Genomic DNA, 19,795 nt, shown 5'->3' with positions numbered 1-19,795 from the left:
CCCATCGGCCGGTCCGATGCCTGCTATCGGATGATCAGGAAGGCACGGTCGCGCCCGGGGCGAGCGTCCGGGCGGCGAGTTCGCGGAACCACGCGTGGGCGGGATCGTGCGTGTGGGCGGGGTGCCACCACATGCGCAGGATCAGCTCGACCGGGTCGAACGGCGTGGGGATGGCGACCGTCCCGGTCACCGCCGCGTTCCGCTCCACGAGGCGACGGGGGACCAGTCCGATGAGGTCGGTCCCGCCGACGATCAACGGGACGGAGACGAGGGTGGACGTGGTCACCCGCACGCGGGGGTGCAGGTCCAGTTCATGCAGCCGGCGCTCGATCGGCATGACGTGCGCTCGGCCGAAGTCGCAGCGGATGAAGGGGCTCGCGAGGAAGTCCGCCTCCGAGATCGTGCCGTCGGCCACACGGGGGTTGTCGCGGTCCGCGACCACGACGTACTCGTCGCGGAGCACCTCGAACCCCTCCGCGTGGATGCCGATACCCGGGGTCAGCACGACGAAGTCATGGGCGAGCAGGTGCCGCTCGGCATCCGTCGGCTCGGGGGGCAGTTTCAGGAAATCGAACCGGACGCCCGGTGCGGCGGCGGAGGCCAGGTCGAACAGCGGGCGCAGCTCGATCGCCGCGTAGTCGGAGATCTGGATGCTGAAGCGGCGCCGGCTGGTGGCCGGGTCGAAGAGCTCGTCCTGCCCCAGCGCCTGCGCGAGCAGGGGCAGCGTGAGCTGGACCTGGGGCAGGATCTCGCGGGCCAGCGGGGTGAGCTCGTAGTCCCGGCCCACCCGGACGAGCAACTCGTCCTGGAACACCGTGCGCAACCGGGCCAGGGCCGAGGACATGGTCGACTGGCCGAGGCCGATGCGTTCACCCGCCCGGGTGACGTTCGCCTCCTCCAAGAGGGCGCGCAGCGCGATGAGCAGGTTCAGATCCGGATCACCGTTAGCCACAGATGCATGGTATCCGGACCACGCATGGCCGCCGTGGGCGCGGCGTCATACATTCATGGAGTCGCGCCCTGCGCACCCACCTGCATCCCCGAAGGAAGGTCGAAGATGACTGAGCGGCTCGTTTCCCATCTGCGCTACGCAGCGCTGGCGGTTCCCGACTACGAGGAGGAGCGCGACTTCTTCATCCGGCACTGGGGCCTGACCGAGGCGCACTCCGAGGACGGTCTGACCTACCTCGCGGCCGAGGGGTCCTCCGAGCCGTTCATCCTGCGGCTGCGCCGTGACGAGAAGCGCATCGATCTGGCCGGTTTCGGCGTGCGCGACCGTGCCGACATCCACGCGCTCGCGGACAAACTGCGCGCCGAGGACGTGCAGTTCGTGCACGAGCCCCAGGAGCTGACCGGGTTCAGCGGCGGTTACGGCTTCCGGGTGTTCGACGGCGACGGCCGGGTCCTGGAGTTCTCGACCGGTTATCAGCAGCGCGAGGCCCGCAAGATCCGCGAGCGTGAGCCGATCCCGGCGCAGCTGTCGCACTTCGTGTTCAACTCGTCCGACCTGAACCGGACCGCCCAGTGGTACGTCGACCACCTCGACTTCACGATCTCGGACTCGCTGGTGCGTCCCGACGGCACGGACATGATGCACTTCATGCGGTGCAACCCGAACCACCACTCGATCGCCATCGCGACCGGGCCGCACCACTCGCTGCACCACCTCTCGTTCGAGATGCGCGGGATCGAGGAATGGATGCGGGGCGCGGGCAAGATCCTGCGCTCCGGGGCGCGCATGATCTGGGGACCGGGCCGGCACAACGCGGGCGACAACACGTTCGCCTATTTCCTCTCGCCCGCCGGCAACACGATCGAGTACACGACCGAGCTGCAGGTGCTCGACGAGAAGAACTGGACGCCCGGCCGCCACGACATCTCCCACCTGTCCACACAGGACCAGTGGGGCACCGCGGCCGTGATGAGTGAGCTCGTCGCGCGCGAGTCGTTCAACGACATCGACAAGGGCCTGTTCGTCGCTCCGCCGGTCTGACCGCGCCGCACGGCAGCAGACGAGGCTGGGGGAGGACGATGCGGCGGCTCGAGGGGAAGACCGCGCTGATCACGGGTATCGGCGGGGGGATGGGCCGTGAGGCGGCGCTGCGGTTCGCGGCCGAGGGCGCGCACGTCGTGGGATGCGACCTGGACGAGCGGGCGCTGACCGAGACGATCGATCTGGCGTGCGCGGTCGGCGGCGCCGTCACCGGCTCCGCGCCCGTCGATGCCGGTGACGCGACGGCGGTGGCGGCGTGGATCGACGAGGCGGCCGCCGCTCACGGCGGCATCGACATCCTCTACAACAACGCCTCCATCCAGCGGTTCGGCGCGATCGACGAGATCAGCGTGGAGGACTGGGACTTCGCGATCGGCATGGAGCTGAACATCGTGTTCTACGCCGTGCGCGCCGCCTGGAAGCACCTCAAGGCTCGCGGCGGGGTCATCGTGAACATCGGTTCGATCGCCGGCACCCGCGGTGTGGAGTTCATGCCGCAGAACGCCCATGGCGCCGCCAAGGCCGGCGTGATCAACCTCACCCAGCAGCTCGCCGTGGAAGGCGGCCCGCACGGCATCCGTGCGGTGTGCATCTCGCCGGGGTTCATCCAGACGCCGGCCACGACCTTCCTGGTCGAGGATCCGCCGCCCGCGTTGCGGGCCACCTGGGACCGCATCCCGCTCCGGCGGGTGGGACAGCCGGCCGACGTGGTCAGTGCGGCCGTGTTCCTCGCCTCGGACGAGGCCGCCTGGATCACGGGAGTGAACCTGGTGGTCGACGGTGGCGGGTCCGTGCTCGGATGAGGGGCGCCGCACCGCGACGTTCCGTCGCTCCCGCCCGAACCGGGCTCACCACGCCGATGCTGGTGGGTCTCGGCGGGCTGGCCATGCTGGGACCGTTCGCGACGGACGCGTTCCTGCCTGCGCTGCCGAGCATCGCCGGCGAGTTCGCCGTCTCCGCCGGCGCCGCCCAGCTGACCCTGAGCGGCGTGACCATCGGGATGGCGGTCGGGCAGTTGGTCTCCGGACCCCTGTCCGATGCGATCGGACGGCGGATGCCGCTGCTCGGCGGGAGCGCCGCCCTCGCGGTCTTCTCGCTGCTCGCTGCGGTGGCCCCTTCGCTGCCGGTCCTGACGCTGGCGTGCCTGGTCCTGGGCTTCGGCGCCGCCGCCGGCGCGACGGTTGCGCGGGCGGTGGTGGCCGATCTCGAGACCGGGTCGGCGCTCACCCGAGGATTCGCGCTGCTCGGTTCCGCCATGGCCCTCGGTCCCGTGATCGCACCGGTCGTGGGTGTGGCGCTGATGCTGCTGTGGGGATGGCGGGGCGTCTTCACGGGCATGGCCGTCCTCGCCGCCCTGTCGTTCGTGTTCATCGCCGTGCTGGTGCCGGAGTCCCTTCCCCGATCCCGCCGCGTCCGAGGCGGGATCCGGGCGGTGCCGGCCGCCGTGGCCGCCGCGGCGCGGACGCGCACATTCTGGTGCGGGGCGCTGGTGGTGTGGTTCGCCTTCGCGGCCACCTTCGCCTACATCGCGGCGTCTCCGTACGTGATCCAGGAGATGCTGGGGTTCAGCCCCGTGGGGTACGCGGGCGCCTTCGCCGTCAACGGTGCCGGCGTCGTGGTGGCGGGCCTGATCGCCGCGCGACTCGCCCGGCGGCTGGAGCCTCAGCGGATCGTGGTGCTGGGCTTGTCGGCCCTCACCGTCGGCGTGGTCCTGGTGGTGGCCGCGGTCGCTGCGGGGATGGTGACGGCGTGGCTCGTCCTGCCCGGCTTCTTCCTCATCGCCGCATCCTGCGGGTTCTATATCGGTCCGAGCCTGGCGCTGGCCGTGCACGAGTTACGGAGGACGGCCGGGACGGCGCTGGCCCTGGTCGGGGCGGTGCAGTTCGCGATCGCCGGTCTCGTCTCCCCCCTGGCGGTGCTGGGGGGCCCGGGCGATCTCACGCCGCTCGCCGTCATCCTCGCGGTGGGCACGCTCCTGGCGTGGTGCGGGTGGGCGGCGTTCCGCCCGCGCGCACCTCTCTCCGCCTGATCCCTGGTATCCCGCTGGGCGCGTGGCCCGCGCCCGCGCCGATTCGTAGGCTGACGGTACGGAGGTTCGACGATGACCCAGACCGCACCCGCGTTCACCGGCAGGCTCGCGACGCCCGCCGACGACGACTTCGACGAGGTCGTGCTCGGCCGCGTCTTCAACGCGCGCCGACCCGTCCGTCGTCCCGACGCGGTCCTGCTCGCGCGCACCGAGGACGACGTCCTCGCCGGGGTCCGCCTGGCCGCGGAGAAGGGCTGGACGGTCGCGGTACGCTCGGGCGGCCATGCCTGGGCGGCGTGGAGCGTCCGGGACGGCGGGCTCCTCATCGATCTGGGCGACTTCCGCGGGATCGACTACGACGCGGCCACCGGCATCGTTCGTGCCACCCCGTCCACGAAGGGCGGGGAGGAGCTCAGCCCGTTCCTCGAGGAGCGCGGCCGGTTCTTCAACGGCGGGCACTGCCCGACCGTCGGCATCGGCGGGTTCCTGCTGCAGGGCGGTCAGGGCTGGAACCAACGCGGTTGGGGCTGGGCCGCGGAGAATCTCGTCGCCATCGACGTCGTGACCGCCGACGGCGAACTCGTCCGCGCCGACGAGTCGCACAACGCCGACCTCTTCTGGGCGGCGCGCGGCGCCGGTCCCGCCTTCCCCGGCATCGTGACCCGGTTCCACCTGCGTACCCGTGCCCTGCCGGGCGGCATCGCGCACACGGTGCAGGCCTTCCGCCCGGCGGAGTTCACCGAGGTCATGACGTGGATGTACGAGGCCACGCACCGCATCCCGGGCAATGTCGAGATCGTGGTGGTGGGCAAGCACCTCCCGGACGAGCACGGCGAGCCCGGGTTCGTCGTGACCGGACTCGCCTTCGGCGACTCGCTCGAACACGCGCAGGCGTCCCTCGACGTCTTCCGGGAGAACCCGGCTCTGCCGCGGGCGATCGGCGTGAAGGACGCCGCCCCCGCCACGCTCGCGGAGCTGCGGGAGGAGCAGCTGCGCGCGAACCCCGAGGACCACCACTACCTCACCGACAACGTCTGGCTCGAGGGCGAGCCCAGCGACGTGGTGGAACGCATCCGCCCGCTCTTCACGGAGCGGCCGGCGAAGAAGGCGTTCTCCATCTGGATGTCGAACACCCCCACGCGTCCGCTGCCGGACATGGCGTTCTCCCTGCACACCGGTGCCTACGTGGCGACCTACTGCTGCTACGAGGATCCCGCCGAGGAGGACGCCCACCGTGCCTGGATGGCTGCCGCCCTCGCCGAGGTGCAGCCGGTGACGGCCGGACAGTACCTGGGTGACAGCGACTTCACCACCCGGCAGCTGCGCTTCATGACCGACGAGGCCTACCAGCGCCTGCAGGCCGTGATCGCCCACCGTGACCCCGGGGGCCGCTTCGCGCGGTACCTCGCTGCCGACCCCGAGACCCTCAACCGCAACCACTGGGAGCTGTGACACCATGACCCGCATCCACTTCGCCGCCGACCACGGCGGATACGTCCTCGGCCGTGCGCTCGAGGCACGCGCCGTCGCCGCCGGCTTCGACGTCGTCTGGCACGGCGCCGACGACCTCGACCCGGGCGACGACTACCCTGTCTTCGCCATCCGTGTCGCCCGCGCAGTGGTGGAGGAGCAGGATGCCGGGGTCGACTCCTTCGGGGTCCTCGTCGTCGACGAGGGCTTCGCCGGCGTCGTCGCGGCCAACAAGGTCAACGGCGCCCGCGCGGTGACGGCGGCGAGCCCCCGTGCCGCCGTCGCGACCCGCGAGATCATCGACGCGAACGTGCTGGTCTTCGACGGCATCGCCTTCGAGGAGTCCGCGTGGCTGAGCGTCAGCGCGTTCGTGACCGCGAGCATGCCGCACGTCGTGGACCACGGCCGGCGGATCCTGCAGATCGAGGAGTTCGAGAACGCGGGCACCGTCGAAGGATGGGCGGTCCAGCTGGAGACCGAGCAGATCGCCGTCCAGCACGGCTGAGGCTGGTCGCGCGCGGCCCCGCTCAGTACGCTCGCCACGAGACCGATGAGCCGGCGCACCTCGGGCGCGCCTCGAGGAGGTATCCATGAGCCGCGCAGCCCTGTACGACCGGACCGGGGACCCGGGCGTCCTCTACGTCGGCGAGGTGGAGGACGCCGCCCCCGGCCCCGGGAAGGTCGCCGTCCGGGTCCGGGCGGCGGGTCTCAATCCCTTCGACGCCAAGGTGCGCAGCGGATTCATCCCGACGAAGGCGGCCTTCCCCCGCCGGATCGGCGGCGACCTCGCGGGCACGGTGGAGGCCGTCGGCGACGGTGCCGTGTACTGGGACGGATCGCCCGTGACGGTCGGGGACGAGGTGCTGGGCCGGGCGGCGGGCGCGGTCGGCGAGCGGGTGCTGGCGTCGGCATCCGAGCTCACCCGGCGGCCCGAGGGGCTGCCCGCGGAGGTCGCCGGAGGGCTCGACGTCGCCGCGCTCACCGCGCTGTCGTGCCGTGTGACGGTCCCCGTCGACGAGAGCGACACCGTGCTGGTCGGCGGAGCCGCCGGTGCGGTGGGCTTCCTCGCCGCCCAGCTGGCGCGCGCCGCCGGCGCCCGGGTGGTGGGCACCGCCTCGCCCCGCAACCACGACCTGCTGCGATCGGTGGGGATCGAACCGGTCGCCTACGGGGACGGTCTGGCGGAGCGGCTGGAGGAGTTCGCGCCGTTCACCGCCGTCTACGACTGCCACGGCCGGGACGCGCTCGACGCGGGCGTCGAACTCGGCGTCCCGGTCGGACGCATGGTCGCCATCGCCGCCTACGGCGCCGGGGAGCAGCTCGGCGTGCACGAGGCGGAGCGATCCGCGCGCACGGCGGAGAACCTGGCCTGGATCGCTGAGGACATCGTGGCCGGACGCATCGTGGCGCCGGTCGCCGCGACGTACCCGCTCGACGACGTGGTCGCCGCCTTCGCCGCGCTGGAGGGGGCGCACGCCCCCGGGAAGATCGTGGTCATCCCCTGAGCCGCGCAGGCGTGGGGTGCGCGCCGCACCGCCACGCCCGCGCGCCGCGCTTCGCTAGGCCCTCCACACGGTCTGCAGGTTGCAGAACTCCCGGATGCCGGCAGCGGCGAGCTCGCGTCCGACGCCCGAGTCCTTCACACCCCCGAAGGGAAGCTCGGGGTGAGAGGCGGTCATGCCGTTGACGAAGACCGCGCCGGCGTCGAGGGCGCCCACGAACCAGTCCTGCTGGTCCGGGTCGCGGGTCCAGACCGATGAGCTGAGACCGAACGTCGTCCCGTTCGCGACGCGCAGCGCCTCCTGCTGGTCCGCGACCCGGTGCACCGTCGCCACCGGACCGAACGCCTCCTCCAGATACAGCCGCATGGCGGGTGTCACGTCCGTGAGCACGGTCGGCGCGTAGAACCATCCCGGACGCTCCGGGACGTACCCTCCGGTCAGGGCCGTCGCGCCCTGGGCCAGGGCGTCCGCGACCTGCTCGGCCAGTTCGTTCCGGCCGGACTCGGTCGCGAGGGGGCCGATGTCCGTGGCGGCATCGAGGGGGTCGCCGACGGTGAGGGCGGCCACGCCCTCGGTGAACCGGCGGACGAACTCCTCGTACACGTCGGTGTGCACGATGAAGCGCTTCGCCGCGATGCAGGACTGCCCGTTGTTCTGGTTGCGGGCGGTGACGGCGACGGCGGCCGCGCGCTCGATGTCCGCGCTCGGCATCACGATGAAGGGGTCCGACCCGCCGAGTTCCAGCACGACGTGCTTGACCTCGGATCCGGCGATCGCGGCGAGGGAGCGCCCGGCGGGCTCGGAACCGGTCAGGGTCGCGGCCTTCACGCGCGGATCCCGCAGCACGTTCTCCACCCGGGACGCCGGGATGAGCAGCGAATGGAAGGCTCCCGTCGGGAAACCGGCGCGCTCGAAGAGCGTGTCGAGGTACAGAGCGGCCTGCGGCACGTTGGAGGCGTGCTTGAGCAGGCCGGTGTTGCCGGCCATCAGTGCGGGGCCGGCGAAGCGCAGCACCTGCCAGAACGGGTAGTTCCACGGCATGACCGCGAGCACGACGCCGAGGGGGGCGTACCGGGTGCCGGCGGCGGAGGCGCCCACCCTCGCCGGGTCGGCCAGCTGCTCGGGTGCGAGGAACCCCTCGGCGTGCTCGGCGTAGAAACGCAGGCCCTTGGCGCTCTTCAGGATCTCGGCGCGAGCGCCGGCGATCGGGCGGCCCATCTCCACCGTGATGAGGCGGGCGAGCTCCTCGACGTCCTCCTCCAGCAGGTCCGCGGCCGCCCGCATCCACCCCGCGCGCTCCGCGAACGTCGTCCCCTTGAGGGAGTGGTACGCGGCGTCGGCGGCGGCGATGCGCCGTTCGACCTCGGTGTCGTCGTGCGCCTCGAACTCCTGCTCGGTCCGGCCGGTGAACGGATTGACGGTGGCGATGGGCATGCGGGCACACTCCTGCGTCGATGGGTGAGTCGTGGCGAGCGTACGGCTCCCGGTGCTGCCGAGGCCATCGTCCTCGGCGATGCAACCCATGGCCGGACCGGGGCACGGGTTGGTGCGGGGGCGTATCCCCGCCTGAGCCGGATCCGACACCCTCCCCGGCCGATGCCAGCCATGGGCCGGGGGCGGTGTCGCCCCGGTGTGCGCCCGGCGAGGATGGGGGCGCCGACAAAGGAGTTCTCATGCGTTTCGTCGATCTGTCGATGCCCCTCGACGATGTGATCCCCGTCGATCCGCCGTTCCTCCGGCCCAAGATCGAGTACAAGGACCACATCGGCGGCCGGACGGACATGCACGCCATGTACGGCATCCGCCCCGACCAGCTGCTCGACGAGCAGGGGCTCGCAGCGGAGACCGTGACGATCACCACGCACGCCGGCACGCACGTCGACGCGCCCTGGCACTACCACCCGACGATGAACAACGGCGAGCGGGCATGGACCATCGACGAGGTGCCGATCGACTGGTTCTTCCGCCCGGGGGTCAAGCTCGATCTGCGTCACCTGCCCAGCGGTCACCTGGTCACCCCGGCCGACATCGACGCCGAACTCGAGCGCATCGGGTACGAGCTGCAGCCCTTCGACATCGTCCTGGCCAACACGGTCGCGGCCGCGGCCTACGGGCGCGACGACTACATCGACACCGGCATCGGCTTCGGCCGGGACGCCACCCTGCACCTCACCGGGCAGGGGGTGCGCGTGGTCGGTACCGACGCGTGGGGCTGGGACCTCCCGGTCAGCATCAACCGGCGGCAGTTCGAGGAGACCGGCGATCCGTCGATCGTCTGGGAGGGGCACAAGGCGGGTGCCGAGGTCGGCTACTGCCAGATCGAGAAACTGCAGCACCTCGAGGACCTGCCCCCGTTCGGGTTCACCGTCGCGTGCTTCCCGGCCAAGGTCCGCGGCGCGTCCGCGGGGTGGACCCGCGCGGTCGCGATCTTCGACGAATGACCACCGGCCGGCGCCCGCCGGCCGGCCCACCCACCATCCGCACCCGTGAAAGGACCACCCATGGCCTTCGTATGCAGCGCGACCTGGACCGCCAAGCCCGGACAGGAGGACACCGTGCGCGACGCGCTCGAGAAGCTCTCCCCGGCGTCCCGGGACGAGCCCGGCAACATCTACTACCAGGCCTACCAGAGCCCGGAGGAGCCGAACGTCTTCCGCATCTTCGAGGTCTACACCGACGAGGAGGCCTTCAAGGCGCACGGCACCTATCCGCACTTCGAGCAGTGGGCGCTCGGACAGGCAATCCCGGCACTGGAGGTCCGGCAGCGCGACTTCTATACGACGCTGGACGCGTGATGCCCCGCTTCGCGCGCTATATCGAGAACGGAATCACCCACACCGGCATCGTCCACCACGGCTGCGTGCAGGACCTCCCCGGGGACCCCGACATCCTCGCGCTCCTGCAGGCGCCCGCCGACGTCCGCCGCGACGTCGTGGTGCGGGCGGGCAAGCAGCAGCGCAGGCCGATCCCGGACGCCACCTTCGCGGTCCCCGTGCAGCCGCGTGCGATGCGCGACTTCCTCGCCTTCGAGGGCCACATCGCGGGGATGAAGAAGGGCGAGCCGGGCGACGGCACCGTCCCCGAGCAGTGGTACGAGGCACCCGCGTTCCTGTTCATGAACCCGTGGTCCGTGGTGCCGACGGGCGCCGGCATCCCGATGCCGCCGTTCACCCGGAAGCTCGACTTCGAGCTGGAGGTGGCAGCCATCGTGAAGAACACGGTCCGGGACGTGCCCATCGAGGAGGCGGCGGGGCACATCGCGGGGTACTGCATCTTCAACGACTGGAGCGCCCGTGACATCCAGGGCGCGGAGATGCGCATCGGTCTCGGCCCCGCCAAGGGCAAGGACTTCGCCAACACGCTCGGCCCCTGGATCACGACCCCCGAGGAGCTGGAGCCGTTCCGCGAGGGGGACAGGTTCGCCCTGGAGATGTCCGTGTCCGTCAACGGGGAGGTCATCGGCACCGACAACCTCCGCAACATGTCGTGGTCGTTCGAGGAGATGCTCGTCCACGCGTCGCGGGACGCGTGGGTCGGCGCCGGCGACGTGCTCGCCAGCGGCACGGCCTCGACCGGTGCACTGTCCGAGCGCTGGAGCCGTACCGGAGAGCTCGACCCGCCGCCGCTGCAGGTCGGCGACGTCGTCACCATGACGGTGGAAGGGCTCGGCAGCATCGAGAACCGCATCGTCGAGACGGTGAGCCCCGGCCACACGGTCCCGCGCGCGCGACGCACCTACGGCCCCGACCGCCTCTGAGCCGCCCGCGTCCCGTGCGTCCGCCCCTCCGCGGGCGCGCGGGCCGGTTGGCTATGCTGAGTCCGGGGCGCGGAGGGGCGAATTCGACAGCATGGGTGATCTGCGGGACATCGACATCAACCTCATCGTCGTCTTCGACGCGATCCTCACCGAGCGCAGCCTCACCCGGGCCGGCGAGGCGATCGGACTGACCCAGCCCGCCGTCAGCGGGGCGGTCGCCAAGCTGCGCAAACTCCTCGACGACCCGCTCCTGGTGCGCAGCGGCCGCACCTTCACCCTCACCCCGCGCGCCCTCGCCCTCCAGCCGATCGTGCGCGAGGCCGTCATCGAGGTCGGGCGGACGTTCAACCTGCGGCCGTTGTTCGATCCGCTCACGAGCGATCGTCAGTTCCGGCTGACCGCATCCGACTACGCGCTGTCCGTCATGACCGCCCCACTGCTGCGGGTGCTGGAGACCGAGGCGCCCGGCGTCTCGGTCGAGTTCGGGTCACTGAACAACATCGGACCGGTCGATCTCCTCCGCGAGGACGTCGCCATCGCCTCCGCCGCGCATGGCGTGCCGGGTAAGCGTCAGTCCCTGTTCTCCGACGCCATGACCTGCATCGTCCGGCGTGATCATCCCCGTCTCAAGGACGGTGCGCTGACCCTCGAAGACCTCGCCGAGCTTCCGTACGTGCAGGTCGTTTTCGCCCCGCACGTCGTGATGTTCGCGGACGACGCGCTCGCCGCCGCATCCGTCCGGCCGCCGGTGGCACGCAGCGTCTCGGGATTCCTGCCCGTACCCTTCCTCGTGTCCGGAACCGACATGTTCGGGTTCGTCCCGGCGCGTCTCGCCGACCGGTACGCGGACGATCTCGATCTGCAGATCGCCCGCATCCCGCTGCAGCTGTCCACCCTGGTGGAGTCCGCGTTCTGGCACCCGTCCCGCACGAACGAGCCGGCGCTGCGCTGGTTCCTCGGCATCCTCCGCACCGTCGCCGAGCGCGTGGAGTTCGGCTCCGACACCGATCCGGACGCCGAGGCCGAGCGGTGGGGCGACCGGCCCGCCGGCTGACGCGGACGCACGGGCGATGGCTGGTATCCCGGCCGCAGGCTTCGCGCGCCCGCATCGTCTCCCTAGCGTGAGGCACGTCCGCCGGAGCGCCCGGCGGGACGGGAGGACGACCATGATCGAGAGCGCGCTGCACGCCATGTTCTCGTGCGAAGGGCAGGTGGCGATCGTCACCGGCGGTGCGACCGGTATCGGACGCGGATGCGCCGACGCGCTCGCCGCCGCCGGGGCGCACGTCGTGATCGCCGGGCTCGCCGGCAGCGAACCACGGCGCGCGGCGGAGGAGATCACCGCCGCCGGTGGCAGCGCGAGCGGGGTGGACTGCGACGTCACGGATGCCGGTGCACTCGGTGATCTCGTCGCCGGAACGGTCGCCCGGTGGGGACGCATCGACACCGTGCTCGCTAACGCCGGGGTGGCGCTGGACGACCCCGCGGCGCCCGACCCGCTGGACCGGCTCGACCGGATGTACGAGCTGCACGTGCGATCGGTCGCCCTGCTGGCCGAGCACACGCTCCCGGTGATGGCGGACGGCGGCGGTGGCACCTTCCTGGTCATGTCGAGTCTCGCCGGACTCCGCGGGAACAGCGTGATCGGCGGATACGGCGTGACGAAGGCCGCGAACGCCCAGCTCGCCCGCAACATCGCGGTGCAGTGGGGTCCGCGCGGCATCCGTGCGAACGCCCTGTCGCCCGGTGTGATCGCCACCGACTTCGCCCGGCCGATCACCGCGGACCCGCAGGCGGCCGCCGTCCGTCTGGCCAAGACCCCGCTCGGGCGCTTCGGCGACCCCGTGGAGGTGGGGGCCACGGTCGTCTGGCTGGCATCGTGGGGAGGCGCGTTCGTGAGCGGTCAGAACATCGTCATCGACGGCGGGACGCTCATCGCGGACTGACCCGCACCGCGCTATCCCGGTGGCCCTCCGCCCCGCGGGGCCGCGCCCCTTCTCATCGAACTCGCCGATAGCAGCCATCGGGCCCCTTGCGTTCCGCGCGCGTCGGCGGCCTGGTGTGATGAAGCGCTGGCATAGAAGCCAGTACCCGAAGAGGCGAAGGCGCCGACAGCTCGGTCCTCGCCTCCTGACACAGCAGGAGTGTCTCGTGAGATCACAGAAGAAGTTCGCGATCGCGGCCGGGGTGGCCGCCTTCGCACTCGCCCTCAGCGCCTGTTCCAGCGGCGACGCCGGCGACACCACGGAAACCACCGCACCCGCAGCCGAGATCAGCGCCGAGGCACAGGCCGCTCTCGACCGCGCCTACGAGGGCATCGGCTCCGACCTGGCCGAGCTCGCCGCCGTCGCACCGGAGGACGGGCTCAACCTCTACATCATGTCGTGCGGCGAGGCCATCGCGACCTGTTCCGCACCCGCGTCGTTCATGGCCGAGGCTGGTGAGACGGCCGGATGGAACTCCACCATCGTCGACGGGAAGCTCAACCCCGAGGGCTTCGCCACGGCGATCCGCCAGGCGGTGGCCGGCGGCGCCGACGTCCTCATCCCCGTCGGCATCTCCTGCAGTGCCGCGGCCGCGGCGTTCCAGGAGGCCAAGGACGCCGGCATCACGATCGTCGGAGGCGGCGGCGTGGACGACTGCTCCCCGCAGCTGTGGGACTCGCAGCGCCTCTGGCTCGAGGACGCACCTGTGCCGAGCCCCTTCATGGCGATGGGCGTGCTGCAGGCGGACTACGTGTTCGGCAAGACCGACGGCGACCCGAAGACCGTCGTGGTGAACATGACCAGCAACCCGTGGGGCGGCATGGTGACCGCGGCCTTCCAGGACGAGCTCAAGGCCCTCGGCGGCGGCGAGGTCGTCGAGGTCGTCGACGTCTCCGACTCCGAGGGTGCCGACGGCACCCTGAACCAGAAGGTCGTCAGCGTCCTCCTGGCCAACCCCGACGCGAACTCGCTCGTCATGCCGACCGACGGCTACCTCGTGAACGGCCTCGCCGCAGCGATCGATCAGGCCGGCCTCGCGGACAAGCTCGTCGTCGTCGGTGGCTTCGGCTCCGAGGGCGCGCTCGACATGATCCGCAACGGTCAGCCCGGCATCACGGCCACCGTCGGCCAGGCGCAGGTCTGGGAGTCCTGGGGTTCCGTGGACACCGCCATCCGCGCCCGTGCCGGCGAGGACGTCGCGTACATCGGCCAGACGGTCCAGGTGGTCGACAAGGACCACAACATGCCGAAGTCCGGACCGTACGACGGCAACATCGACTGGAAGTCGAAGTTCCTCGAAGCGTGGGGCAAGTGACCGACGCGATGACGAACCCGGGAGCGGCGGAGAACACCTCCGCCGCTCCCGGCACGCCCGGTGGCGCGGACCTGGCGCTCGACATCCGTCACCTCAGCAAGGACTTCTCCGGCACTCGCGCACTCAACGACGTCTCCCTGAGGGTGCGCCGCGGCACGGTGCACGCGCTCCTCGGGGGCAACGGCTCGGGCAAGTCCACCACCATCAAGATCCTCGCCGGGGTGTACGCGGCGGATGCGGGCGAGCTCGAGATCTTCGGGCGCCCCACCGACCTGCGCGGCTACACGCCGGCGACAGCCCAGCACGCGGGACTCCGTTTCGTGCACCAGGACCTCGGCCTGTTCGACGACCTGTCGATCGAGGAGAACTTCGCCCTGGACAACGGCTATCCGCTGCGCGGCCCCCGCATCGACTGGCGCGGCCTGCGCTCGCGCGTCGCCGCCCTGCTCGACGAGTACGAGCTGGACGTCGACCCCCGCACGCCCGTCCGCAGCCTGCGCCCCTCGGACCAGACCATGGTCGCCATCGCCCGTGCGCTGCAGGACCAGGACGCGTCGCAGGAGCTCCTGCTCGTGCTGGACGAGCCGACCGCGCGCCTGGCGGCCCAGGAGTCCGAGCTGCTCCTCGAGCGGGTACGCCGTCGTGCCGAACTCGGCCAGACGGTCATCATCGTCAGCCACCGGCTCCGTGAGGTGCTGGCCGTCTCCGACGACTACACGATCTACCGCGACGGCCGCGTCGCCGGAGAGCTCGTCGCCCAATCGCCCACCGAGGACGAGCTGATCGAGATCATGGCGGGCCGATCGGTGCGGGCACTGCGCCCCACCGGCGAGGCGGCGCACGCCGAGCGCACGGCCGTCTTCTCCGTTTCGGGGCTGCGCGGCGGCCCGGTGCGCGGCGTCGACCTCACCGTGCACCGCGGGGAGATCCTCGGACTCGCCGGTCTCGTCGGATCCGGCCGCTCCAGCATCCTCAAGATGATCTTCGGCGAACACGCGCCCGAGGCGGGACGCATGGAGCTGAACGGCGCCCCGTACGCGCCGGCGACCATCGGGGACGCCATGTCGGCGGGCGTGGCGCTGGTGCCGGAGGACCGGGCCGGAGAGGCCGCGTTCCCCGACCAGTCCGTCACCGAGAACCTCGCGGTGGCGAGGCTGTCCGAGAACTGGTCGAAGGGCTTCATGCCCCGCGGGCGGGAGCGCAGCACGGCGCAGGCCCTGATCTCCGATTTCGGCGTCAAGGTCGCCGGACCGGACGCCCTCTTCTCCTCGATGTCCGGCGGGAACCAGCAGAAGGTGGTCCTCGCCCGGTGGATGCAGCGCACGCCGGACCTGCTCCTGCTCGACGAACCCACCCAGGGCGTCGACGTCATGAGCCGCGCCGACATCTACGCCATCATCCGCGCCGCCGCCGCCGAAGGCTGCGCCGTCATCGTCGCCTCGAGCGATCTCGGTGAGATCCACGCGCTGTGCGACCGCACCCTCGTCCTCAGCCGCGGCAGGATCTCCGACGAGGTCGCCGCCGGCACCCTCGACGTGGACGGGCTGACCAGCCTGGTCCTCCGCGAGAAAACCGTTCACGACGCCCCCACGGAGGCAACGCCATGACCACCCAGACGAGCACCCCGCCCTCCACGGCGACCGTCTCCATCCCGGTGAAGCGCACGCCCACGCCGGTCCGGCTGCTGGAGAGCTTCGCGCTGCCGCTGCTCGCGATCGTCGTGTTCGCGTTCTTCTCGTTCTTCCCGCTGTCGTCGGCGTCGTTCCCGACGATGAACAACATCAACGTCATCCTGGGCAGCCAGGCCGTCGTCGCCCTGATCGCCATCGCCGCGCTGTTCCCGCTCGTCTGCGGGTACTTCGACTTCTCGCTGGGCGCGGTGGCCATCATGACGCAGGTCATGACCGCCGGCCTGATGTCGGTCTTCGGGCTGCCCCTGTGGCTGTCGATCGTGGTGTCGCTCGTGCTGGGCACCCTGGTGGGCGTCGTGAACGGCTTCTTCGTGACCCGGCTCAACATGAGCCCGTTCGTCACGACGCTCGGTATGTCGATGCTGCTGGCCGGGCTCATGAGCTGGTTCACGGGGGGCCAGACCTTCGTCAGCGGGATCGACCCCGCTCTCATCAAGTTCGGCTCGACGCGGCTGCTCGGCATCCCGGTGGTGTTCTTCATCACGCTGCTGATCGCGGCGATCGCTTGGTACTTCTTCACGCACACGCCGTTCGGCCGTTCCCTGTACGCCATCGGATCGAACGCCACCGCGGCGAAGCTCGTCGGCCTCCCGGTGACGAAGAACGTGTGGTGGAGCTTCATCGTGGCCGGCTTCATCGCGGGCTGCGCGGGCGTCCTGCAGCTCTCCCGGGTGGGCAGCGCCAGCGCCATCGACGGCGGTTCGCTGCTGTTCCCGGCCCTGGCCGCGGTGTTCCTGGGCGCGACCGCCATCCGTCCGGGCTTCTTCAACGTGATCGGCACGATCGTCGGCGCGATCTTCGTGTCGGTGTCGGTGAGCGGTCTGGCCCTGTCGGGGGCGAGCGGCTGGGCGTCGAACGTGTTCAACGGTGCCGCGCTGCTCGCGGCCGTCGGCCTGTCCACCTACCTCGGTCGCCGCAAGCGCACCGGTAGCTGATCCCACCCCTCCCGCCCGCGCACAACGGCGGAGATCATCGGCGACACCCCGGCCCGGCAGCATCCGTGCCGGGGTGTCGGCCCGGGTCTCCGCCGTTGTGCGTGACGGCACGGCGGCCGGGCCGGCGCCGTGGGGCCGTCGGGTGGGGCAGGTGGGTCAGCGCACGCCGCGCATGAGCTTCAGCACGGGCTTCACGCAGAGCACGAGGGCGACACCCAGGGCGATCGCGACGAAGCCCAGGATGGTGAAGTACGGCACCTCATCGTTCGGATCGTAGAACTTGCCGAGCTCGCCGGCGATCGCGGTGCCGAGCGCGACCGACAGGAAGAACAGCGCGATCATCTGGGTGTGGAACACGGCCGGGGCGAGCTTCGTCGACACCGACAGCCCGATCGGGGAGATGAACAGCTCGGCGACGGTGAACACGAACAGGATGCCGATGATGCCCAGCAGCGGGGTGGTGTTCTCGCCCCCGTTCGCCCAGACGAGGAAGAGCAGGAACGCGGCACCCATGATGATCGCGCCGAGCCCGAACTTCACCGGCGTGGACGGCTGGCGGGACCCGAGCTTGGTCCAGACGGCGGCGAAGACGCCGGACAGGATGATGATGAAGATGGGGTTGATCGACTGCACCCACGAGACCGGCATCTCCCACCCGAACAGGTCGCGGTTCAGGCGCACGTCGGAGTAGATGGTGAGCACGGTGAACTGCTGCTGGTACAGCGACCAGAAGCCGACGCTCACGATGAACAGCGGGATGAACGCGAAGACACGGGACCGCTCGATCGGTTCGATGCGGGGCGAGGAGAGCACGACCACGAAGTACGCGATGGCGGCGACGACCGTCACGAGGATCACCACGAGTGCCAGGTTGTCGGCTCGGATGACGCCGGTCACGGTCAGCAGCACGATCGCCGCGACGCCTGCCACGGCGATGCCCGCCCACATCCCGTAACGGCTGCGGGGCAGCGGGTTCGGCACGATCCGCGCGGCGGCCGGAAGGCCCTTGCGGCCGATCGAGTACTGGATGAGGCCGATGCCCATGCCGACGGCGGCGAGGCCGAAGCCCCAGTGGAAGCCCAGCGTGGTCTGCAGGAGCCCCGTCAGCAGGGGGCCGAAGAAGGCCCCCAGGTTGATACCGAGGTAGAAGAGGGAGAACCCGCCGTCGCGGCGGGTGTCCTCGGCGGAGTAGAGCGTGCCCACCACGGAGGTGGCGTTCGCCTTCAGCCCGCCCGAGCCGAGCGCCACCAGCACCAGGCCGACGCCGACGCCGAGCACCCCGGGGATGAGGGCGAGGGCGATGTGCCCGGCCATGATGACCCACGCACTGAAGAACAGCACCCGCTCCGAGCCGAGTAGGCGGTCGGCGATCCACGCGCCGAGGATCGTGGAGAGGTAGACGGCGCCGCCGTAGGCGCCGACGATTCCGGTCGCCACGGACTTGTCGATGCCGAGTCCGCCTTCGGCGGCGGTGTAGTACAGGTAGATCAGCAGGATGCCCTGCATGCCGTAGAAGCTGAAGCGCTCCCACATCTCGACGCCGAACACATGCGCGAGCGCCCACGGCTGCCCGAAGAACCGGGTGTCGCCGTCGGAACTGGTCGCGTAGATGTCCGCAGTGGCGGTGTCGCCGTCCTTCGCCTCGCTCATGAGGTAACGGTACTCCGGCTTCAGTGCGGCAGAGAGGGGTGCGCTTCGTGCGGATCGCGCCGGCTCGGGATGAGCAGCGCGACGACGAGGGCGAACAGCGCGACGAGGCCGCCGAGCACGAACGCCAGGTGGAACGCGTCGGCGGTGGGGATCGGGACACCCTCGAACGGCCGGGTGTTGCCGGCGAGCACCGCGGCGATCACGGCTGCCGCGGTACTGGTCCCCAGCGCCCGGCAGAGCGCGTTCAGTCCGTTCGAGGCACCCGTCTCGGACTGCGGGACGGAGCGCATGATGAGCATCGGCATGGCCGCGTAGCCGAAGCCGATGCCGAAGCCGATCAGGATGTTGGCGACCAGGATGTGCCAGACCTCGCTGACGAACAGCAGGGTGAACGAGTACGCGGCGACGAGGGCGATGGCCCCGAGCACCAGTAGGAGCTTGGGGCCGAAGGTGCGGGAGAGGCGTCCGGACAGCGGGGAGAGGACCATCATCACGAGCCCGGACGGCATCACGATGAGGGATGCGGCCACGAGGGAGAGGCCGAAGCCGGCATCCGTCTCGACCGGCAGCTCGAGCATCTGCGGGAACGCCACGCTCGAGGTGAACAGGGCGAATCCCATCGCGACCGAGGAGATGTTGGTGAACAGCACGGCGGGGCGTGCCGCCGTGCGCAGGTCCAGCAGCGGGTCCGGGACCCGCAGCTGGTACCAGCCCCAGAGGCCCAGCACGAGGAGCCCGCCCAGTCCGCATCCCAGGATCGCGGGAGAGGTCCACCCCCATTCGTTCCCGCGGGACACGGCCAGCAGCACACCGATGAGCCCCACGCTGAGACCGGCCGCGCCGAGGAGGTCGAACCGGCCGGCCGTCCGGAGGACGCTCACCGGCACGATCCACAGCACCAGGACGAAGACGACCGCGCCGAGCCCGGCCGCCAGCCAGAACAGGACGTGCCAGTCGGCGTACTGGGTGACGATCGCGCTGATCGGGAGGCCGATCGCCCCGCCCACCCCGAGGGTGGCGCTGATGAGGGCGATGGCCGGGTCGACGCGTTTCTCGTGCAGCACGTCCCGGAGGATCGAGATGCCGAGCGGGATCACACCGGAGACCGCCCCCTGCAGGGTGCGTCCCACGATCACGCCGATGATCCCCGTCGACAGTGCGGCGATCACCGAGCCCAGCACGAGGAGGGCGAGTAGCACCAGGACGATCCGGCGTTTGCCGTACATGTCGCCGAGGCGGCCGGCGATGGGGGTGATCACGGCGGACGCGAGCAGCGTCGAGGTGATGACCCAGGCGGTGTCGTCTCGGCTCGCATCCAGAAGCTCGGGCAGCTTCGCCTGGATGGGTACGACCAGCGTGAACATGAAGGAGGACGCCATGCCGGCGATCGCGAGGACGGCGACGATCGCTCCCTGCCGAGGCATCCGGGTGAGCTTCCTCCGCCTGTTCTCATCCCGTTCAGCCATCC

At 70.8% G+C, this 19,795-nt stretch carries 18 protein-coding genes; 14 read left to right on the top strand and 4 right to left on the bottom strand.

Annotation, left to right across the window (positions count from 1 at the left end; all coding sequences use genetic code 11):
* Positions 1-34: 34 nt before the first annotated feature.
* The gene (locus tag F6J84_RS13970; RefSeq protein ID WP_150974390.1) at positions 35-952 is read right to left on the bottom strand and encodes a LysR family transcriptional regulator; all 918 of its coding nucleotides are present in this window, start codon (positions 950-952) and stop codon (positions 35-37) included.
* Positions 953-1,057: 105 nt separating this feature from the next.
* On the opposite strand from F6J84_RS13970, the gene F6J84_RS13965 reads away from it, so the two are divergent.
* The 6 genes from F6J84_RS13965 (at position 1,058) to F6J84_RS13940 (ending at position 6,997) form a co-directional block, all read left to right on the top strand.
* Entirely contained in the window at positions 1,058-1,993 is a 936-nt protein-coding gene (locus F6J84_RS13965; protein ID WP_150974389.1) for a VOC family protein, read from the top strand.
* A 38-nt stretch (positions 1,994-2,031) separates the two neighbouring features.
* The gene (locus F6J84_RS13960; protein WP_150974388.1) at positions 2,032-2,796 is read left to right on the top strand and encodes an SDR family NAD(P)-dependent oxidoreductase; all 765 of its coding nucleotides are present in this window, start codon (positions 2,032-2,034) and stop codon (positions 2,794-2,796) included.
* A complete protein-coding gene (locus tag F6J84_RS13955; RefSeq protein ID WP_150974387.1) occupies positions 2,793-4,022 on the top strand; it encodes a Bcr/CflA family efflux MFS transporter in 1,230 nt (409 codons plus the stop codon). The genes F6J84_RS13960 and F6J84_RS13955 overlap by 4 nt, the downstream gene beginning before the upstream one ends.
* Positions 4,023-4,094: 72 nt before the next feature.
* Positions 4,095-5,474, top strand: a complete 1,380-nt coding sequence (locus tag F6J84_RS13950; protein WP_150974386.1) for an FAD-binding oxidoreductase — start codon at positions 4,095-4,097, stop codon at positions 5,472-5,474.
* Between the two features lie 4 nt (positions 5,475-5,478).
* Positions 5,479-5,997 (top strand): RpiB/LacA/LacB family sugar-phosphate isomerase, encoded by a 519-nt coding sequence (locus F6J84_RS13945; RefSeq protein WP_150974385.1) that lies wholly within the window; start codon positions 5,479-5,481, stop codon positions 5,995-5,997.
* 85 nt (positions 5,998-6,082) lie between these two features.
* On the top strand, positions 6,083-6,997 hold the full coding sequence (locus F6J84_RS13940) for an NADP-dependent oxidoreductase (protein ID WP_150974384.1): 915 nt from the start codon (positions 6,083-6,085) through the stop codon (positions 6,995-6,997).
* Between the two features lie 54 nt (positions 6,998-7,051).
* Here F6J84_RS13940 and F6J84_RS13935 read toward each other — a convergent pair whose 3' ends face one another.
* A complete protein-coding gene (locus F6J84_RS13935) occupies positions 7,052-8,428 on the bottom strand; it encodes an NADP-dependent succinic semialdehyde dehydrogenase (RefSeq protein ID WP_150974383.1) in 1,377 nt (458 codons plus the stop codon).
* A gap of 239 nt (positions 8,429-8,667) precedes the next feature.
* Here F6J84_RS13935 and F6J84_RS13930 point away from each other — a divergent pair, with 239 nt between their 5' ends.
* The 8 genes from F6J84_RS13930 to F6J84_RS13895 all read left to right on the top strand — a co-directional run bounded on the left by F6J84_RS13930 (position 8,668) and on the right by F6J84_RS13895 (position 16,677).
* Entirely contained in the window at positions 8,668-9,435 is a 768-nt protein-coding gene (locus F6J84_RS13930) for a cyclase family protein (RefSeq protein ID WP_150974382.1), read from the top strand.
* 60 nt (positions 9,436-9,495) lie between these two features.
* Positions 9,496-9,789 (top strand): putative quinol monooxygenase, encoded by a 294-nt coding sequence (locus F6J84_RS13925; protein ID WP_150974381.1) that lies wholly within the window; start codon positions 9,496-9,498, stop codon positions 9,787-9,789.
* On the top strand, positions 9,789-10,751 hold the full coding sequence (locus F6J84_RS13920) for a fumarylacetoacetate hydrolase family protein (protein WP_191905819.1): 963 nt from the start codon (positions 9,789-9,791) through the stop codon (positions 10,749-10,751). The genes F6J84_RS13925 and F6J84_RS13920 overlap by 1 nt, the downstream gene beginning before the upstream one ends.
* 91 nt (positions 10,752-10,842) lie before the next feature.
* Positions 10,843-11,805: a LysR family transcriptional regulator gene (locus F6J84_RS13915; protein ID WP_150974380.1), complete on the top strand. Its 963-nt coding sequence runs from the start codon at positions 10,843-10,845 to the stop codon at positions 11,803-11,805.
* A 112-nt stretch (positions 11,806-11,917) separates the two neighbouring features.
* On the top strand, positions 11,918-12,697 hold the full coding sequence (locus tag F6J84_RS13910; protein ID WP_191905689.1) for an SDR family NAD(P)-dependent oxidoreductase: 780 nt from the start codon (positions 11,918-11,920) through the stop codon (positions 12,695-12,697).
* A gap of 205 nt (positions 12,698-12,902) precedes the next feature.
* Positions 12,903-14,051: a sugar ABC transporter substrate-binding protein gene (locus tag F6J84_RS13905; RefSeq protein WP_191905688.1), complete on the top strand. Its 1,149-nt coding sequence runs from the start codon at positions 12,903-12,905 to the stop codon at positions 14,049-14,051.
* Complete coding sequence (locus F6J84_RS13900; RefSeq protein WP_150974377.1) at positions 14,048-15,658, top strand: sugar ABC transporter ATP-binding protein; 1,611 nt, start codon at positions 14,048-14,050, stop codon at positions 15,656-15,658. Before F6J84_RS13905 ends, F6J84_RS13900 begins: the two co-directional genes overlap by 4 nt.
* Positions 15,655-16,677, top strand: a complete 1,023-nt coding sequence (locus F6J84_RS13895) for an ABC transporter permease (protein WP_150974376.1) — start codon at positions 15,655-15,657, stop codon at positions 16,675-16,677. Before F6J84_RS13900 ends, F6J84_RS13895 begins: the two co-directional genes overlap by 4 nt.
* A 156-nt stretch (positions 16,678-16,833) precedes the next feature.
* On the opposite strand, the gene F6J84_RS13890 is transcribed toward F6J84_RS13895, so the two are convergent.
* A complete protein-coding gene (locus tag F6J84_RS13890) occupies positions 16,834-18,327 on the bottom strand; it encodes a peptide MFS transporter (RefSeq protein WP_150974375.1) in 1,494 nt (497 codons plus the stop codon).
* Between the two features lie 20 nt (positions 18,328-18,347).
* Positions 18,348-19,751, bottom strand: coding sequence for an MFS transporter (locus tag F6J84_RS13885; protein ID WP_150894318.1), 1,404 nt, complete (start codon positions 19,749-19,751; stop codon positions 18,348-18,350).
* Between the last annotated feature and the right edge of the window lie 44 nt (positions 19,752-19,795).

This window comes from Microbacterium caowuchunii (genome assembly GCF_008727755.1).
Taxonomy (GTDB): Bacteria; Actinomycetota; Actinomycetes; order Actinomycetales; family Microbacteriaceae; genus Microbacterium; species Microbacterium caowuchunii.
This window is presented reverse-complemented; position numbering and strand designations above follow the sequence as displayed.

Bases quoted from the DNA above. Each gene is read 5' to 3' on its own strand.
- F6J84_RS13965 (WP_150974389.1), top strand. From the start codon at position 1,058: ATGACTGAGCGGCTCGTTTCCCATCTGCGCTACGCAGCGCTGGCGGTT.
- F6J84_RS13895 (WP_150974376.1), top strand. From the start codon at position 15,655: ATGACCACCCAGACGAGCACCCCGCCCTCCACGGCGACCGTCTCCATC.
- F6J84_RS13935 (WP_150974383.1), bottom strand. From the start codon at position 8,428: ATGCCCATCGCCACCGTCAATCCGTTCACCGGCCGGACCGAGCAGGAG.
- F6J84_RS13955 (WP_150974387.1), top strand. From the start codon at position 2,793: ATGAGGGGCGCCGCACCGCGACGTTCCGTCGCTCCCGCCCGAACCGGG.
- F6J84_RS13915 (WP_150974380.1), top strand. From the start codon at position 10,843: ATGGGTGATCTGCGGGACATCGACATCAACCTCATCGTCGTCTTCGAC.
- F6J84_RS13890 (WP_150974375.1), bottom strand. From the start codon at position 18,327: ATGAGCGAGGCGAAGGACGGCGACACCGCCACTGCGGACATCTACGCG.
- F6J84_RS13960 (WP_150974388.1), top strand. From the start codon at position 2,032: ATGCGGCGGCTCGAGGGGAAGACCGCGCTGATCACGGGTATCGGCGGG.
- F6J84_RS13910 (WP_191905689.1), top strand. From the start codon at position 11,918: ATGATCGAGAGCGCGCTGCACGCCATGTTCTCGTGCGAAGGGCAGGTG.
- F6J84_RS13920 (WP_191905819.1), top strand. From the start codon at position 9,789: ATGCCCCGCTTCGCGCGCTATATCGAGAACGGAATCACCCACACCGGC.
- F6J84_RS13950 (WP_150974386.1), top strand. From the start codon at position 4,095: ATGACCCAGACCGCACCCGCGTTCACCGGCAGGCTCGCGACGCCCGCC.
- F6J84_RS13885 (WP_150894318.1), bottom strand. From the start codon at position 19,751: ATGCCTCGGCAGGGAGCGATCGTCGCCGTCCTCGCGATCGCCGGCATG.
- F6J84_RS13925 (WP_150974381.1), top strand. From the start codon at position 9,496: ATGGCCTTCGTATGCAGCGCGACCTGGACCGCCAAGCCCGGACAGGAG.
- F6J84_RS13945 (WP_150974385.1), top strand. From the start codon at position 5,479: ATGACCCGCATCCACTTCGCCGCCGACCACGGCGGATACGTCCTCGGC.
- F6J84_RS13940 (WP_150974384.1), top strand. From the start codon at position 6,083: ATGAGCCGCGCAGCCCTGTACGACCGGACCGGGGACCCGGGCGTCCTC.
- F6J84_RS13930 (WP_150974382.1), top strand. From the start codon at position 8,668: ATGCGTTTCGTCGATCTGTCGATGCCCCTCGACGATGTGATCCCCGTC.